This is a genomic window from Hydrogenophaga pseudoflava NBRC 102511 (assembly GCF_001592285.1).
In the GTDB taxonomy this organism is placed as follows: domain Bacteria; phylum Pseudomonadota; class Gammaproteobacteria; order Burkholderiales; family Burkholderiaceae_C; genus Hydrogenophaga; species Hydrogenophaga pseudoflava.
On the sequence record NZ_BCWQ01000006.1, the window covers coordinates 142,516 to 156,778 of the forward strand.

Annotated in this window: 15 protein-coding genes; all 15 read right to left on the reverse strand. The window is 71.2% G+C overall.

What is annotated here, in order from left to right; translation table 11 throughout:
- The 15 genes from HPS01S_RS09385 to HPS01S_RS09455 are packed head-to-tail and all read right to left on the reverse strand — an operon-like array spanning nucleotide 1 to nucleotide 14,259.
- Nucleotides 1-1,263 carry a DUF445 domain-containing protein gene (locus HPS01S_RS09385; RefSeq protein WP_066154444.1) on the reverse strand — a complete coding sequence of 421 codons (1,263 nt, stop codon included), beginning with the start codon at nucleotides 1,261-1,263 and terminating at the stop codon, nucleotides 1-3.
- A 36-nt stretch (nucleotides 1,264-1,299) separates the two neighbouring features.
- A complete protein-coding gene (locus tag HPS01S_RS09390; RefSeq protein WP_066154446.1) occupies nucleotides 1,300-1,860 on the reverse strand; it encodes a histidine phosphatase family protein in 561 nt (186 codons plus the stop codon).
- Nucleotides 1,857-2,672: an adenosylcobinamide-GDP ribazoletransferase gene (gene cobS, locus HPS01S_RS09395; protein ID WP_066154448.1), complete on the reverse strand. Its 816-nt coding sequence runs from the start codon at nucleotides 2,670-2,672 to the stop codon at nucleotides 1,857-1,859. Before cobS ends, HPS01S_RS09390 begins: the two co-directional genes overlap by 4 nt.
- 4 nt (nucleotides 2,673-2,676) lie before the next feature.
- A complete protein-coding gene (gene cobT / locus HPS01S_RS09400) occupies nucleotides 2,677-3,735 on the reverse strand; it encodes a nicotinate-nucleotide--dimethylbenzimidazole phosphoribosyltransferase (RefSeq protein ID WP_066154451.1) in 1,059 nt (352 codons plus the stop codon).
- 3 nt (nucleotides 3,736-3,738) lie between these two features.
- Nucleotides 3,739-5,205 (reverse strand): cobyric acid synthase, encoded by a 1,467-nt coding sequence (locus tag HPS01S_RS09405; RefSeq protein ID WP_066154454.1) that lies wholly within the window; start codon nucleotides 5,203-5,205, stop codon nucleotides 3,739-3,741.
- Complete coding sequence (locus HPS01S_RS09410; RefSeq protein ID WP_066154457.1) at nucleotides 5,202-6,200, reverse strand: aminotransferase class I/II-fold pyridoxal phosphate-dependent enzyme; 999 nt, start codon at nucleotides 6,198-6,200, stop codon at nucleotides 5,202-5,204. The genes HPS01S_RS09405 and HPS01S_RS09410 overlap by 4 nt, the downstream gene beginning before the upstream one ends.
- Nucleotides 6,197-7,171 (reverse strand): adenosylcobinamide-phosphate synthase CbiB, encoded by a 975-nt coding sequence (cbiB, locus tag HPS01S_RS09415; RefSeq protein WP_255284195.1) that lies wholly within the window; start codon nucleotides 7,169-7,171, stop codon nucleotides 6,197-6,199. The genes HPS01S_RS09410 and cbiB overlap by 4 nt, the downstream gene beginning before the upstream one ends.
- Nucleotides 7,172-7,178: 7 nt before the next feature.
- The gene (gene bioB, locus HPS01S_RS09420) at nucleotides 7,179-8,177 is read right to left on the reverse strand and encodes a biotin synthase BioB (RefSeq protein WP_066154730.1); all 999 of its coding nucleotides are present in this window, start codon (nucleotides 8,175-8,177) and stop codon (nucleotides 7,179-7,181) included.
- A gap of 24 nt (nucleotides 8,178-8,201) precedes the next feature.
- The gene (gene cobO / locus HPS01S_RS09425) at nucleotides 8,202-8,771 is read right to left on the reverse strand and encodes a cob(I)yrinic acid a,c-diamide adenosyltransferase (protein ID WP_066154460.1); all 570 of its coding nucleotides are present in this window, start codon (nucleotides 8,769-8,771) and stop codon (nucleotides 8,202-8,204) included.
- The gene (locus HPS01S_RS09430) at nucleotides 8,761-9,555 is read right to left on the reverse strand and encodes an ABC transporter ATP-binding protein (protein ID WP_066154463.1); all 795 of its coding nucleotides are present in this window, start codon (nucleotides 9,553-9,555) and stop codon (nucleotides 8,761-8,763) included. The genes cobO and HPS01S_RS09430 overlap by 11 nt, the downstream gene beginning before the upstream one ends.
- Entirely contained in the window at nucleotides 9,552-10,631 is a 1,080-nt protein-coding gene (locus tag HPS01S_RS09435; RefSeq protein ID WP_066154466.1) for a FecCD family ABC transporter permease, read from the reverse strand. The genes HPS01S_RS09430 and HPS01S_RS09435 overlap by 4 nt, the downstream gene beginning before the upstream one ends.
- The gene (locus tag HPS01S_RS09440; RefSeq protein WP_157576186.1) at nucleotides 10,628-11,527 is read right to left on the reverse strand and encodes an ABC transporter substrate-binding protein; all 900 of its coding nucleotides are present in this window, start codon (nucleotides 11,525-11,527) and stop codon (nucleotides 10,628-10,630) included. Before HPS01S_RS09440 ends, HPS01S_RS09435 begins: the two co-directional genes overlap by 4 nt.
- Nucleotides 11,524-12,099 carry a bifunctional adenosylcobinamide kinase/adenosylcobinamide-phosphate guanylyltransferase gene (cobU, locus tag HPS01S_RS09445; protein ID WP_066154468.1) on the reverse strand — a complete coding sequence of 192 codons (576 nt, stop codon included), beginning with the start codon at nucleotides 12,097-12,099 and terminating at the stop codon, nucleotides 11,524-11,526. The genes HPS01S_RS09440 and cobU overlap by 4 nt, the downstream gene beginning before the upstream one ends.
- Entirely contained in the window at nucleotides 12,092-12,913 is an 822-nt protein-coding gene (locus HPS01S_RS09450) for a cobalamin-binding protein (RefSeq protein ID WP_066154471.1), read from the reverse strand. Before HPS01S_RS09450 ends, cobU begins: the two co-directional genes overlap by 8 nt.
- On the reverse strand, nucleotides 12,910-14,259 hold the full coding sequence (locus tag HPS01S_RS09455; protein WP_066154474.1) for a cobyrinic acid a,c-diamide synthase CobB: 1,350 nt from the start codon (nucleotides 14,257-14,259) through the stop codon (nucleotides 12,910-12,912). The genes HPS01S_RS09450 and HPS01S_RS09455 overlap by 4 nt, the downstream gene beginning before the upstream one ends.
- Between the last annotated feature and the right edge of the window lie 4 nt (nucleotides 14,260-14,263).

Genomic DNA, 14,263 nt, shown 5'->3' on the forward strand with positions numbered 1-14,263 from the left:
TCACAGCAGTGCCTGCGTGAGCGCGTGCAGCAGCAGCCCCACCAGCGCGCCCACCAGGGTGCCGTTGATGCGGATGAACTGCAGGTCGCGCCCGATGTGCTCTTCCAGCACGCGGCTCATGTCCTGCGCATCCCAGACCTGCACGCGCTGCGCCACGAAGCCGACGATGGCTTCGCGGCTGGCCTCCAGCACGCGCAGCAGCACCTGGTGCGCCTGCGTGTTGAGCCAGTCGCGCAAGGAATCATCGGCCAGCAGTTGCCGGCCCGCCGCCTGCGCCACCTGCGCGCAGCGGGCTCCCAGGTCGGACTCGGGCCGGGCCGCTTCCTCGCGCAGGCGCTTCAACACCTCGTGCCACCAGGCCTCGATCGGCTGACTCCACTGCGGCTGGTCCAGCCAGGCATCGCGCCAGACCGCCACCCGCTGTTGCCAGTCGGCATCGGTCTGCAGGCGCTCGATGGCGTCGGCCATCCAGTCGTCGAAACGGCGGCGCAACTCGTGCGCCGGGTCGGCCGCCACGTCGGAGAGCGTGTGCGTGAGCGCGGCCACCAGCTTGCGCGTGGCCAGGCGGGCAGCCATCTGGTCGAGTCCGACGTACTTGAGCTCCTTGAGTTCCCGCGCGATGCGATCGGTGAGCTGCTCCTGCACCGACGCCTGCTCCGCCCATCGCGCCATCTGCTGCAGCAGACCGTCCAACCACTGCTGGTGATGCCCGTCGCGGGTGAGCGCGGCCAGCGCCTGACCGCCCAGTGTGGCCACATCCACCTGCCGCAACAGACGCTGCGCCAGGCCGGCGATCCATTGCCGGACATCGCTCTGGTCCAGGGCGCCGAGCACGGCGGGGGTGGCCTGCTGCACCCAGCGCCCCACCCGCTGGGCCGATTCGGCCTGTTCCAGCCACTGTCCCAGCTCTCGCGCCAGGTCCCAGCGCGCCAGCATGGGCTGCACATGCTCGGCGGTGAGGAAGTGCGTGCCGAGAAACCGCGCCAGCTGCGCGCCCAGACGGTCCTTGTTGGACACGATGATCGCCGTGTGCGGTATGGGCAGTCCCAGCGGATGGCGGAACAGGGCGACGACCGCAAACCAGTCGGCCAGCGCCCCCACCATCGCGGCCTCGGCCGCTGCCGCGACATAGCCCCATGCGACGTGGCGCGGCTCCATCAGCGTGGCGCCCACGTACACCCCGGCCGCCAGCAGCAGCAAACCCAGCGCCAGTGCCTTCATGCGGTCGACCGGGCTGAACGACGCGAAACGGGAACCATCCATAGGCCCGAGTGTGCCCTCTCCCGGCGGACCTGCGCCTCAGACCTCGAGCACCATCCATTCGCCCGGCTGTGGTGCTTCACGCGGCCATTGAGCGGCCGATACGACGGGTCGGCGCCCGTACTGCGCCACACAGATCACCGACCGGATCACGCCCGCGTGGGTGATCCACAGCGCCTCGCCGCCCTCGCCCACGGCCCCGCGGGTGTCGTCCAGCGCGTCGGCCACCCGGTCCATCAGCTCGTGCACGCTCTCGGCGCCGCCGAAGCGGTGCAGGGCGAAGTCGGCCATCCAGGTGTCGAACGCGGTGCGGGGCACGGCGTCCCAGGCGATCTGCTCCCAGGTGCCGAAGTCCATCTCGCGGATGCGAGGGTCGGTCTGTGCCACGCCCAGGTCGGGGCGGTGCGCCCGCAAGGCCTGGTGCAGCTGCTGCGCCCGCCCCAGGTCCGACACCCGCACCGGCAGGCCGATCGGCAGCAGCGGTGCGATGGCCTGCGCCGCCTCGGCGGTCAGGGCCTGGTCGGCCGGCACGTCGCTGGCGCCGTAGCACAGGCCCGGCGGCAGCACCACCCGTGCATGGCGCAGCAGCCAGAGCTTCATGGCGCCGCGGCGGGGAGGGACAGCGACAGCGCGAACAGGAACGCGACCTCGCTCACCTGCTGCGTGGCGCCCAGCCCGTCACCCGTGAAACCCTGCAGCCGCCGGCGCAGCAGCCGGCCCATCCACAGCAGCCCCAGCAGCGCGCCCAGCACCGCCTGCGCCCAGCGCACCGACGGCAGCAGCGCCACCACCAGGCCCATGGCCAGCGCCCACCATAGCACACCCACAACCAGCGCGCCGCGCCCGATGCTCTCGGCCAGCGGCTTGGATTTGGAACTCGGCGTGTCGCCCACGTGCTGCATCGTGTGGATGACGAACAGCGGCATCAGGCGCGAGGTGACGTGGCCGGCGAACAGCGCCACCGCGGCCAGCAGCGCCCCGCCCGACTGCGCGATCAGGGCCAGCACCGCCACCTTCGAGAACAGCGCCAGCACCAGCGCAATCGCCCCGAAGCTGCCGATGCGCGAGTCTTTCATGATCTCCAGCGCGCGCTCGCGGTTCGACGAGCCACCCAGGCCATCGGCCAGGTCGGCCAGCCCATCCTCGTGGAACGCGCCGGTCAGCAGCACGCTGAACACGGTGCTCAGCAGCGCCGCCACCCAGGGCGCAGCGGGCTGCGCCGGCAGCCACCACCAGATCGCGGCAAACAACGCCGCGGTGGGCAGCCCCACCACCCAGCCCACGCCGGGGAAATGCGCCGCGCTGGCGCGCAGCATGGCCGGCGAAAAACCCACCCAGTCCGCCAGCCGTCCCGTGACGGGGATGCGGGTGAAAAACTGGACAGCGATCAGAAAGTGACGGATGAAGGCCATGCCCTCAGCGTACCGCCGTTTCGGCGCTGTCCTGCCGCGACACGCCGGCCGAATCGAAGCTGGCCATCTCGCGCAGGATGGCGCAGGCGCTCATCAGCAGCGGCCAGGCCAGCGCGGCGCCGGAACCTTCGCCCAGGCGCAGGCCCAGGTCCAGCAGCGGCTCGGCCTTGAGGTGCGCCAGCATCAGCGCGTGACCACGCTCGCCCGACTGGTGGGCGAACACGCAGCGCTGCAACACGGCGGGTTGCAGTGCGCTGGCCACCAGCACGGCCGAACTGGCGATGAAGCCGTCGACCACGATCACGCGCCGCTCGGCCGCGGCCTGCAGCACCGAGCCGACCATGGTGGCGATCTCGAAACCACCGAAAGCGGTCAGTGCGTCCAGCGGGGCTTTCGCATCCGGGTGGCGCGCCAGCACCTGGCGCAGGATGCCGATCTTGCGCTGCACCGCGGGAGCGTCCAGCCCGGTGCCCGCGCCCGTGCAGTCCACGATGTCGAGCCCGGCCAGGCGGCTCATCAGCAGTGAGGCCGCCGAGGTGTTGCCGATGCCCATCTCGCCCAGCAGCAGCGCGTTGCCCGGCAGGTCCTTCACCAGCGCGGCGCCGCTGGCGATCGCGACATTGCACTGGGCGGCGCTCATCGCCGGGCCCTCCAGCGCGTCGGCGGTGCCGGGCGCCACCTTGTTGATGACCAGGCCGGGTCGCGGCGCAAAGTCGTGCCGCACACCGCAGTCGACCACCGTGAGGCCGATGCCGTTCTGGCGGGCCAGCACGCTCACCGCCGCGCCGCCGGCCAGGAAGTTCTCGACCATCTGCCAGGTCACGTCGCTCGGGTAGGCCGAGACGCCGCGTGCGGCCAGGCCGTGGTCACCCGCGAACACCACCAGCTGCGGGTCCCGCAGCTCGGGCGCCTCGCTGCCCAGGATGAGGCCGATGCGCTGCGCCAGGCGCTCGATCTGGCCCAGGGAGCCGACCGGCTTGGTCTTGTTGTCCAGCAGGTGCTGCAGGCGCGCGGCCAGCTCGGTCTGGGTGACGTCGTCGAGGACGGGGATTGGGAAATGCATGGTTCAGTCCTTGTGAATGAGGGCATCGAGCACACCGGGCTCGACATGTTGTTCAAGAAAATCAGCCAGCCCGTCGAACACGGTGTCCAGCGTGGGCACACGGGCGCCGAACAGCGCGCGCAGCACCGCCGGGTCTTCGAACAGGCCGTGCAGGTAGCAGCCCAGCACGTTGCCCGCCGCGTTCTGCCAGGCCAGGCCGGGCATCACTTCGCGGGCGATGTCGCCCTTGGCGGCCATGGCCGGGTGCTGCGCGGTCTGCCCGTGGTGGATTTCGTAGCCGGCGGCGGTGACACCCGAGAGCGCCTGCCACGCGCCACCAAGTTCACCGAACGCCGCCGTCGTCCGGCGCACGGTTTTCTCGGCGTCGAAGGCCGTCACCAGCGGCAGCAGGCCCAGGCCGGGTGCGTTGCCGTCGATGCCATGGGTGTCGATCAGCGCCTCGCCCAGCACCTGCAGCCCGCCGCAGATGCCCAGCACCGCCCGGCCCTGTGCCGCGTGATGGGCCACGGCCTGGTCCAGCCCCTGCGCGCGCAGCCAGGCCAGGTCGGCCGCGGTCGATTTGGAACCGGGCAGTACGATCCAGTCCGCGCCCGCGCAGTCGGCCGGCGTGCGCGCCCAGACCAGGCGCACGCCCGGCACGTTCTTGAGCGGCTGGAACTCGTCGAGGTTGCTGATGCGCGGCCAGGCAATCACAGCGATGGTGGTCTGCACCGCACCCGCCACGCGTGTCTTGTCATCGAAGACGCCATCTTCCTCGGGCAGGCCGTGCTGCCACCACATGGGCAGCGTTGCCACCACCGGCACGCCGGTCAGGTCTTGCAGCATCTGCGGCGCGGGCGCCAGCAGGCTGGCGTCGCCCCGGAACTTGTTGAGCACGAAGCCTTTGATGAGTGCACGCTCGTCCTCGGGCAGCAGGGCCCAGGTGCCGTAGAGGTGGGCGAAGGCGCCGCCGCGGTCGATGTCGGTCACCAGCAGGCAGCGCGCGTCGGCGTGGCGCGCGACGCGCATGTTCACGATGTCGCTGGCGTGCAGGTTGATCTCGGCCGGCGATCCCGCGCCTTCGATCACTACCACGTCGTTTTCTTCGCGCAGCGCGTCCAGCGCCGCCGCGATGTGCGGCCAGACGGTCTCGCTGCGGCCGCGCCAGGGCATGTCGCTGAGTGCGCGGTGCACCTCGCCCATCAGCACCACCTGGCTGCGCGTGTCGGCCTCTGGCTTGAGCAGCAGCGGGTTCATGCGGACGTCTGGGTCGGCTTTCGCGGCGAGCGACTGGAAGTACTGGGCGCTTCCTATCTCGCCTTGTGCACCCGCCACCCCGGCCACCACCCGCGCGTTGTTGCTCATGTTCTGCGCCTTGAAGGGCGCCACCTTGAGGCCTTGGCGGGCGTAGTGGCGGCACAGCGCCGTCGTCAGCCAGCTCTTGCCGGCGCCGCTGGTCGTGCCCAGCACCATCACACACACCGCAGTCATTCCGATGTCTCCACGTTCGTTTCGAGCGCACACAAGGCGGCGTCCAAAGCGGCCAACGTCTCAGGGCGCTGCGCGCTCAGGCGCCACCAGCCCGGCAGGCCGAACGAGGTGGCATCGCGCAGCTTGATGCACCGCTCACGCAAAGCGGCGGCCTCGATGGGTTGCGGCGGCCGGGCACAGCCGTAGGCGGTGTCGCTGGGCGCGCAGGTCCAACCGTGTGCTGCCAGCGTGGCGCGCAGGGCACCTGCCCAGTCGGCCAGCGTGTGGCGGCTCGCGGCCACCCAGTCTTGCACCCCGGACGTGGTCCAGGCCAGCAGCATGGCCTCACCGTGCGCACCGATGGGCCAGGACGCAGCGAGCGCGTCCAGTTCGGCGACGTCGGCGTGCGCACCCAGCGGCGCAATGGCGTAGGCCGCGCGCACACCCGTCATGCCCAGGGCCTTGTTGGGCGACCAGAGCTGCCACACGCGGTCGAGTTGCGCAGCATCCAGCGCACTGTGCCCCCGCAGCCGCAGCGGTGCGTAGGCACGGTCCAGCACCACCGTGCGCGGCGTGTGGTTCAACAGGGCCCGCACCACCTCGGCCGATTCGCCCTGCCCCAGCGGGCTGCCGGGGTCGCAGAGCCAGGCCAGCGGTGCCTGCCCGGGATCGTTCACCCGTTCCAGCCCCCAGGCCGACGCCGCATGGGCGTAGTCGCCGTAGGCATGCGGCGGCGTCCAGAAACGGCGGTCGCCCAGGCGCCAGCGCCAGGCTGTCAGGCGCTGAACGCATTCGCTGGCGCTGGCGGCCAGCAGCACGCGCCAGGGCGCCACGCCGTGCAGGTCTGCCAGCGCGGCGCGCAGCCGGGTGTAGGCCGGGTCGGGGTAGTGCACGGCATCCGCGCGTTGCACCGCCTGCAGCGCCATCGGGCACGGCCCGCAGGCGTTGGCGTTGCTGGAAAAGTCCCAGCGCGCGACGCCCTGGGCGTCCGGCCCACCGTGGAAGCGCGCCGTCATGGCTGGCCCCCCAGCGACAAAGCCAACACACCGCCCGCCAGCAGCGCCAGCACCGCCACCACCTGTCCACAGCGTCGCAGCGCGCGCGCCGTGTCGGTGGCCAGCGGCGCCCTGCCCTGGCCGTTGAGTTCGTACACGTCGGGTTTGGCCAGCCGGATGCCCAGGCCCACGGCCAGCGCGCCCATGGGCCAGCCGCCGTTGGGCGACGGCGTGAGGCCGGCGTTGGCGGCCACGGCCGACCATCCGCGGCCCATGGCTGGGAGCGCGATCAGCAGCGCGGTGAGGCGCGCCGGCAGCCAGGACAGTGCGTCGTCCACCCGGGCGGCCCACTTGCCGGCCCAGGTCCAGTCGCGGCCACCGCGCTCGCCCCGGTAGCCCCACATGGCGTCGGCCGTGTTGGCGAAGCGGTAGAGCGCTGCGCCCGGCAGGCCGGCGACAGCGAACCAGAACAGCGGCGCCACCACCGAGTCGTTGAGGTTCTCGGCCAGCGTGGACACCGCGGCCTCACGCACCTGGGTTTCGCTGAGCGATGTCACGTCGCGGCTGACCAGCCAGCCCACGCGCTGGCGCCCGGCCGCGAGCGATTCGGCCAGCGCGGCTTCCACCGCCCGCACCTCGTCGCGCAGCATGCGCCAGGACAGCATGGGCTTGAGCAGCGCGCCCAGCAGCAAGGCTTGCCACAAGGGTTGCAGATCCTGCATCGCCCACCCGGCGGCGAACGCCAGCGCCACCACCAGCACCGCACCGGCACACCAGCCCAGCGCACCGCCCCAGAACTCCACCATCGGCCGCGCAGGGGCACCGGCCGCCCGCGACACCCACCGCCCGACCGCACCCAGGAAGTGCCCCATGGCCACCACCGGGTGCAGCCGCACCGGCGGTTCGCCGAACAACCGGTCCAGCGCCAGCGCGACCAGCACCGCGCCAGCCAGCACGGCGGCATCGGGGGTGGGCAGGCCGGCGAAGTCCATCAGAAGATCAGGCGTGGGCGCGGGTGGTGTGCATGCCCATGCGCTTGAGCAGATCCTGGTCCGCCTCCACATCGGCGTTGCCGGTCACCAGCAGCTTGTCGCCGTAGAAGATGGAATTGGCACCGGCCAGGAAGCACAGCGCCTGGGTCGATTCGGCCATCTGCCGGCGCCCGGCCGACAGGCGCACCTTGGCCTTGGGCATGGTGATGCGGGCCACGGCGACAGTGCGCACGAATTCGAGCGGGTCCAGATCGGGCTCGTCCGCCAGCGGCGTGCCCGGCACCTTGACCAGGTGGTTGATCGGCACCGACTCGGGGTACGGCGCCAGGTTGGCCAGCTGCGCGATCAGGCCCGCGCGGCCGGCGCGCGATTCGCCCATGCCCACGATGCCGCCGCTGCAGACATGGATGCCGGCCTCGCGCACATGGCCCAGGGTGTCCAGGCGGTCCTGGTAGTCGCGCGTGCTGATGACGTCGCCGTACAGCTCGGGCGCGGTGTCCAGGTTGTGGTTGTAGTAGTCCAGGCCCGCGTCCTTCAGGCGCTGTGCCTGGTCGCCGGTCAACATGCCGAGGGTGCAGCAGGCCTCCAGGCCTTCGTCCTTGACCACGCGCACCAGCTCCTCGACCTTCTCCAGGTCGCGGTCATTCGGCGCGCGCCAGGCCGCGCCCATGCAGAAGCGCGACGCACCGGCCGCCTTGGCGCCCAACACGGCTTCGCGCACGTCCTCGGCGGTCATCATCTTGCTGGCCGCCACACCGGTTTCGTAGTGCACCGACTGCGGGCAGTAGCCGCAGTCCTCAGGGCAGCCACCGGTCTTGATCGACAGCAGCGTCGCCAGCTCCATGTGGGTCGGGTCGTGGTGCTCGCGGTGCACGGTCTGCGCGCGGTGCATCAGTTCGGGCAGCGGCAGGTCCAGCAGGGCCTGCACGTCGGCGACGGACCAGCGCTCCGCGGTCGCGGAGGCCGGCTTGGCGGGGCGGTGCAGGGTCACGGGGGCTTCAGCGATGTGATTCATGGGGGTCTCCAGGGGTCAATCCTCTATGCCGCGCTGCGCCGGGATGCCGGCGTTGAACGCGTGCTTGATTTTGGTCATTTCGGTCACGGTGTCCGCCAGCTCGATGATCTCGGGCGGGCAGCGGCGGCCGGTCAGGCAGACGTGCACATGGCTCGGTCGCTCACGCAGGGTTTGCAGCACGCCGTCCAGCGGCAGCCAGCCGTAGATCAGCGGGTAGGTGATCTCGTCCAGCACGACGAGGAAGTGCTCGCCGCCCATGATCGTGGCGCGCGCCTTCTCCCAGCCGTCGCGCGCCAGCTGGGCCGAGTGCTCCAGGTCCTGGCTCTTCCAGCTGAAGCCATCCCCCAGCCCTTCGATCGGGATGCCAATCTGTTCGAACATGCGGTGCTCGCCGAAGCGCGCGCTCGGCACCTTCATGAACTGGTAGATCTTGACGGCCTTGCCGCGGCCATGGGCGCGCAGCGCCAAGCCGAAGGCGGCCGTGCTCTTGCCCTTGCCGTCGCCGGTGTTGACGATCACGATGCCGCGGCGCTCGCCTTCGGCTTTTTCGTAGGGCTTTTCGCTCGGCGGGGTTTCAATCTGCATGGTGTGAAGTCTTCAAGGGGTTGATCCGCGGCAGCGCCACCCACTGCCCTTGCAGCGCGTGCACCTCGATGCGGTGGTCAAAAACGGCCTCCAGCGCGCGGTGCGTGGCGGCGTCGGCACACGGTCCCTGGTGCGTGACGCGGCCTTGCGCCATCACCACCAGTTCGTCGGCGTGCAGGGCCATGCCCACCTCGTGCAGCACGCTGACCACTGTCTTGCCACCCTGCACCAGCGCCTGCACCAGTTCCAGCCAGTCGGCCTGGTGCGGCGGGTCCAGGTTGGCCAGGGGTTCATCCATCAGCAGCACCTGGGCCTCTACGGCCAGTGCGCGGGCCAGCAGCACGCGCTGGCGCTCGCCGCCCGAGAGCTGGCCCAGCGCTCGGGCGCGCCAGTCCCAGGCCTGGGTGGCGCGCAGCGCGCGCTCCACCGCGGCGCGGTCTTGTGCGCTGGGCGGGCTGAGCCAGGCCTGGTGCGGCAGGCGGCCGAGCATGGCCACGTCCCACACCGTCAGGTCGTCGGCACTGGCCTCGTTCTGCCCCAGCCACGACAGCTGGCGGGCGCGCTGGCGGTGCGGCCAGTCGGCCAGCGGCCTGCCCAGCAGGGCCACCGCACCGCTGTGCGGCAGCAGGCCTGCCAGACACCGCAGCAGCGTGGATTTGCCCGCGCCGTTGGGGCCGACGATGCTGGTCCAGCGCCCATGGGGCAGGTTCAGCGAGATGCGGTGCAGGATCGGCTCGTCGCCCAGGCGGGCGCTCAGGTCGCAGGTCTGGATGGCGAGGCTCACAGCCCACCTCCGCGCGAGATGCGCGTGTTGCGCTGCATCAGCCACAGCAGGTAACCACCACCCAGCACCGCGGTGAGCACGCCCACCGGCAGTTCCTGCGGCGCGATCAGCCAGCGCGCCAGCGTGTCGGCCGCCATCAGCAGCGCGCCGCCCATGCAGCTGGCCAGCAGCATCAGGTGGGCACTGGTGGTCTTGACCAGCGAGCGCACCAGGTGCGGCGCGGCCAGGCCCACAAACGCAATCAGCCCGGTCTGCGCCACCGCGGTGCCGGTGGCCAGCGCCAGCACGGCCACCAGCGCGGCGCGCATGGGTCCCAGCGGCAGGCCCAGGCTGCGCGCGGTGGCGTCGCCCAGGCTCAGGCCATCGAGCACGCGCGCCAGCAGCCAGGCCGACAGCGTGCACAGCACCCATACACCAGCCATCAGCACGCAGGCGGTCCAGCCCACGAAGCTGGTCGAGCCGAGCATGAAGGCCTGCATGGCCTGCAGCGATTCGGGCGAAAACAGCAGCACCAGGTGCGTCATGGCGCCCAGCACCACGCCCACCACTACGCCGGCCAGCAGCAGGCGCAGCGTGTGTTGCACGCCGCGCGAGAGCACCAGGGTGATCAGCACCGCCAGCACCGCGCCACAGAAGGCCGCGCCGGTCAGGCCCAGGCGCACCAGCGCGCTGCTGGAGAACACGCTGACCGCGACGCCGCCGTTCATCATGCTGCCGCCCAGCATGCCGGCGCCGCCGCCCATGGCCGCGAGTGCCAGCGCCACACCGAGGGACGCGCCCGAGGCGCTGCCGAGCAGGAAAGGGTCGGCCAGCGGGTTGCGGAACAGGCCCTGCGCCACCGCACCGGCAAGGCCCAGCAATGCGCCTGCGGCCCAGGCCCCCAGGGTGCGCGGCAGGCGGATCTCCCACACGATCTGCTGCGCCATGGCGGTGGCGGCCGGGTCGGCCTGCGGGTCCAGCAGCGGGCCGACCAGGTTCTCGAAACCGGCACTGCCGACGCACACGCCCAGCACGGCCAAACCGATGGCCGCCGCCAGCAAGGCAACGACGAGCCAGGAGGCGCGGCGTGCGTTCATGGACGCGCGCCCCCTTTCTTCGTGGCGATCTTCTCGCTCAGACAACGCGCCATCAGGCGGGCGCCTTCGGCCATGCGTGGCCCGGGGCGCACCAGGGTGTCGGACTCGTCGGTGGTGAACACGCACAGGCGCTGCTCGCGCATCGCGCGCATGGTCATCCAGCCCGGGCGCTGGGCCATGCCGTCCACGCTGCGCTGGCCGATCATGATCAGGTCCGGGTCGGCGCGCACGATGTATTCGGGGTTGAGTTTGGGAAACGGCCCCAGCGAGGCCGGCACGATGTTCCTGGCGCCCAAACGGGTGAGTGTCTCGCCGATGAACGAGCCCTCGCCCGCCGCGTACGGCCCGGGGTTGACCTCGAAATACACCCGCATGCCGCGCGCACCGGCCGGCAGCGACTGGGCCGCCGCCATCACCGCGGCATCGATGGCGCGCCAGATGCGCTGCGCGTCGGGCACCTCCAGCAGCTGACCGATCTTGAGCATCACCCGCTGTACGTCGGCGTGGGTCTTGGGCTCCAGGGCCACCACCTTGATGCCCAGCGCGCGCAGGCGATCCCCGGCGCGGGACGAGGTGGCCATCAGCACCGCGTCGGGCCGCAGCGCCACGATCATCTCGATGTTCGGGTCCAGCCCGCCGCCCACCTGGGGCAGCTTCGTCAGGCTGGCCGGGTAGGTGGAATAGCGGTCCACGCCCACCAGGCGCTGGCACTGGCCCAGCTCGCACACGGTCTCGGCCAGCGAGGGCAGCAGGCTCACGATGCGCTGCGGCGAGCGCTCGAAAGTCACCACCACGCCGTTGTCGTCGGTGATCTGCAGGGCCGCCTGTGCGGTGCCGCTGATCAAGACCATCAAGGCCCCCAGCAGCGCGAGCCATGCGTTGCGCATCCGGTTCATGTCCTGTCCTTCAAAGTCAGCGGCAGCCCTGCCGCCATGAGCGTCACGCGCTCGCAGGCCGCGGCCACCTGCTGGTTCAGCCGGCCCAGCGCGTCCACAAATGCGCGCACCTCGCGCCCCATCGGAATGACTCCCAGCCCGATCTCGTTGCCCACCAGCACCAGCGGCCCGGGCGCCGCGGCAATGGCCGCACACAGGTCTTCGCCCGCCGCGATCACGGCCGCTTCGGGGAGCGCCTGCGCCGGGTCGGCCGGCATCGTCAGGTTCGTCAGCCACAGCGTCAGGCAGTCGACCACAATGAGCGTGTTCGCGTCGCTGTGCCGCGTCAACGCCTCGGCCAGCGCCAGCGGCTCCTCCACCGTCGCCATGCCCGGCACGCGCAGCGCTCGGTCGGCCTTGTGGCGTTCGATGCGCTCGCGCATCTCATCGTCCCAAGCCTGGCCGGTGGCGATCATCACCGCGCGGTGCGCGGGCGACACGTCCAGCCACTGCCGCGCGAGCGTCTCGGCGCGGCGCGACTTGCCGCTGCGCTGGCCACCGAGGATGAACGTGCTGCGCGCCACGTCAACCATGGGCCACCATCCAGGCCTTGACGATGCGGTGCATCTGCTCCACCCCGTCGGTCAGCGCCGCCGGGCCGGGCTGCAGGATGTCGGCCGACTTGATCTCGAACAGCTGGCCGTTCTTCACCGCGGGCACGTTCTGCCAGCCGGGGCGTGCGGCCACCTTCTCGGCGCGGAACTTCTTGCCGCACCAGGAGCCGATCACGATGTCCGGCGCGCGCGCCACGATCTCCATGCCGTCCGCGATGATGCGGTGCTTGCCCAGCGACTGCACCGCCAGTTCGGGAAACACGTCGTCGCCACCAGCAATGCCCAGCAGCTCCGACACCCAGCGGATGCCGCTGATGTGCGGCTCGTCCCACTCTTCGAAGAACACGCGTGGCCGGCGCTTGCCAGAGGCGACCAACGCAGCGACTTCGGCAAGGATCATGTCCAGCCGCTGACGCATGGCCGCTATCCGCGCCAGACCTTCGTCGGCGCAGCCCACCATGGCGGCGACCTGGAACAGCATCGAAAAAATTTCGTCCACGCTGCGCTGGTTGAACACCGTCACCTGCACGCCAGCGCGGATCAGCGCAGCGGCGATGTCGGCCTGCAGGTCGGAGAAACCGAACACGCAGTCGGGCCGCAGTTCGAGGATCTTGTCGATCTTGGCGTTGAGGAAGGCACTGACCTTGGGCTTCTCGTCGCGCGCCCGGCGCGGCCGCACGGTGTAGCCGCTGATGCCGACGACGCGCGCCTCCTGCCCCAGCAGGTACAGCCACTCGGTCGTCTCTTCGGTCAGGCAGACGATGCGTTGCGGTCCGGGCAGCACGGTCTTCATGCGGTCTCCGCCAGAAAGAGTTGCGCAGTGGCCTCTGGGTTGGAGGCGAACCACGCGTGGAAGTAGCTCGCACGCACCGGGCCCTGGCCGTACACGGCCTCGGGTCGACCGAACTTGCTGCCCGGCACGGTATGGGCCACGGGCGCCAGCGGCGATGTGGTCAGCGAATAGTGGAATGTGTGACCTCGCAGCTCGCCCTGCGCCGTGTCCCAGCGCTGCGGGCCGAGGGCGGCCAGGCGCGGCTGCATCGCCACCTCGCCCGGCAGCAGGCCCCACATCGGCACCCGCGAGCCATCGGCCAGCGTCAGCCCCTCGAACAGCGGCATCATGCCGCCGCACTCGGCCCAGACCGGCTTGCCGGCGGCGACATGCGCGGCCAGCGCGGTGCGGCAACGCGTGCCCTTCCCCAGCGCGTCGGCGTGCAGTTCGGGGTAGCCGCCGGGCAGCCAGACCGCGTCGCAGTCGGGCACCGCCTCGTCGGCCACCGGCGAGAAGAACACCACGTTGGCCCCCAGCGCGCGCAGCGTGTCGAGGTTGGCCGGGTAGGTGAAACAGAAGGCCGCGTCGCGCGCCACGGCCACGGTGCGCCCGCGCAGCAGCGGCGCCACCGGACACTCGGCTTGCGCGTCAAAGGGCACGGCCCAGCGCTGCCAGCCGGCCACATCGAGCTGGCCCAGCGGGGTGGCTGCCATGGCGTCGGCCAGCGCGTCCAGCCGCGCCATCGCGTCGGGCAGTTCGGACGCCACGGTCAAACCGAGATGACGCTCGGGCAGCGAAAAGCCCGCGTCGCGCCGCAACCCACCCAGCCAGCCGGCGTCGATGCCGCCCGGCGCCGCGCCCAGGTCATCGCCGCGCACCGAGGCCTGCAGCATCTTCTCGTGGCCCTCACTGGCCATGCGGTTGGCCAGCACCCCGGCCCAGGGCAGGCCCGGGCGGTAGTGCCGCAGGCCGTGCACCAGTGCCCCGAAGGTGCCGGCCATGGAGCCGGCGTCGATCACCGCCAGCACCGGAATGCCCAGCTTCACCGCCAGATCGGCCGCACTCGGATCGCCATCGAACAGCCCCATCACCCCTTCGATCAGGATCAGGTCGCTGTTCGCCGCGGCCTCGTGCAGCCGGGCACGCAGGTCGGCCTCGCCGTTGAGCCAGAGGTCCAGGTTGTGCACCGGGTGGCCGCTGGCCAGCTGGTGCCAGTGCGGGTCCAGGAAATCAGGACCACACTTGAACACCCGCACCCGCCGCCCGGCCCGCGCGTGCAACCGCGCCAGCGCGGCCGTGACCGTGGTCTTGCCCTGACCGGAGGCCGGCGCGGCTATCAGCAGGGCGGGACAGCGGGCGGTCGTCATCGCA

Excerpts from the sequence above, each read along its gene's own strand:
- cobO (WP_066154460.1), bottom strand. The coding sequence starts at position 8,771 with ATGCAGATTGAAACCCCGCCGAGCGAAAAGCCCTACGAAAAAGCCGAA.
- HPS01S_RS09440 (WP_157576186.1), bottom strand. The coding sequence starts at position 11,527 with ATGAACCGGATGCGCAACGCATGGCTCGCGCTGCTGGGGGCCTTGATG.
- cobS (WP_066154448.1), bottom strand. The coding sequence starts at position 2,672 with ATGGCCTTCATCCGTCACTTTCTGATCGCTGTCCAGTTTTTCACCCGC.
- HPS01S_RS09405 (WP_066154454.1), bottom strand. The coding sequence starts at position 5,205 with ATGACTGCGGTGTGTGTGATGGTGCTGGGCACGACCAGCGGCGCCGGC.
- HPS01S_RS09450 (WP_066154471.1), bottom strand. The coding sequence starts at position 12,913 with ATGAAGACCGTGCTGCCCGGACCGCAACGCATCGTCTGCCTGACCGAA.
- HPS01S_RS09435 (WP_066154466.1), bottom strand. The coding sequence starts at position 10,631 with ATGAACGCACGCCGCGCCTCCTGGCTCGTCGTTGCCTTGCTGGCGGCG.
- HPS01S_RS09455 (WP_066154474.1), bottom strand. The coding sequence starts at position 14,259 with ATGACGACCGCCCGCTGTCCCGCCCTGCTGATAGCCGCGCCGGCCTCC.
- cobU (WP_066154468.1), bottom strand. The coding sequence starts at position 12,099 with ATGGTTGACGTGGCGCGCAGCACGTTCATCCTCGGTGGCCAGCGCAGC.
- HPS01S_RS09390 (WP_066154446.1), bottom strand. The coding sequence starts at position 1,860 with ATGAAGCTCTGGCTGCTGCGCCATGCACGGGTGGTGCTGCCGCCGGGC.
- cobT (WP_066154451.1), bottom strand. The coding sequence starts at position 3,735 with ATGCATTTCCCAATCCCCGTCCTCGACGACGTCACCCAGACCGAGCTG.
- cbiB (WP_255284195.1), bottom strand. The coding sequence starts at position 7,171 with ATGGACTTCGCCGGCCTGCCCACCCCCGATGCCGCCGTGCTGGCTGGC.
- HPS01S_RS09385 (WP_066154444.1), bottom strand. The coding sequence starts at position 1,263 with ATGGATGGTTCCCGTTTCGCGTCGTTCAGCCCGGTCGACCGCATGAAG.
- HPS01S_RS09410 (WP_066154457.1), bottom strand. The coding sequence starts at position 6,200 with ATGACGGCGCGCTTCCACGGTGGGCCGGACGCCCAGGGCGTCGCGCGC.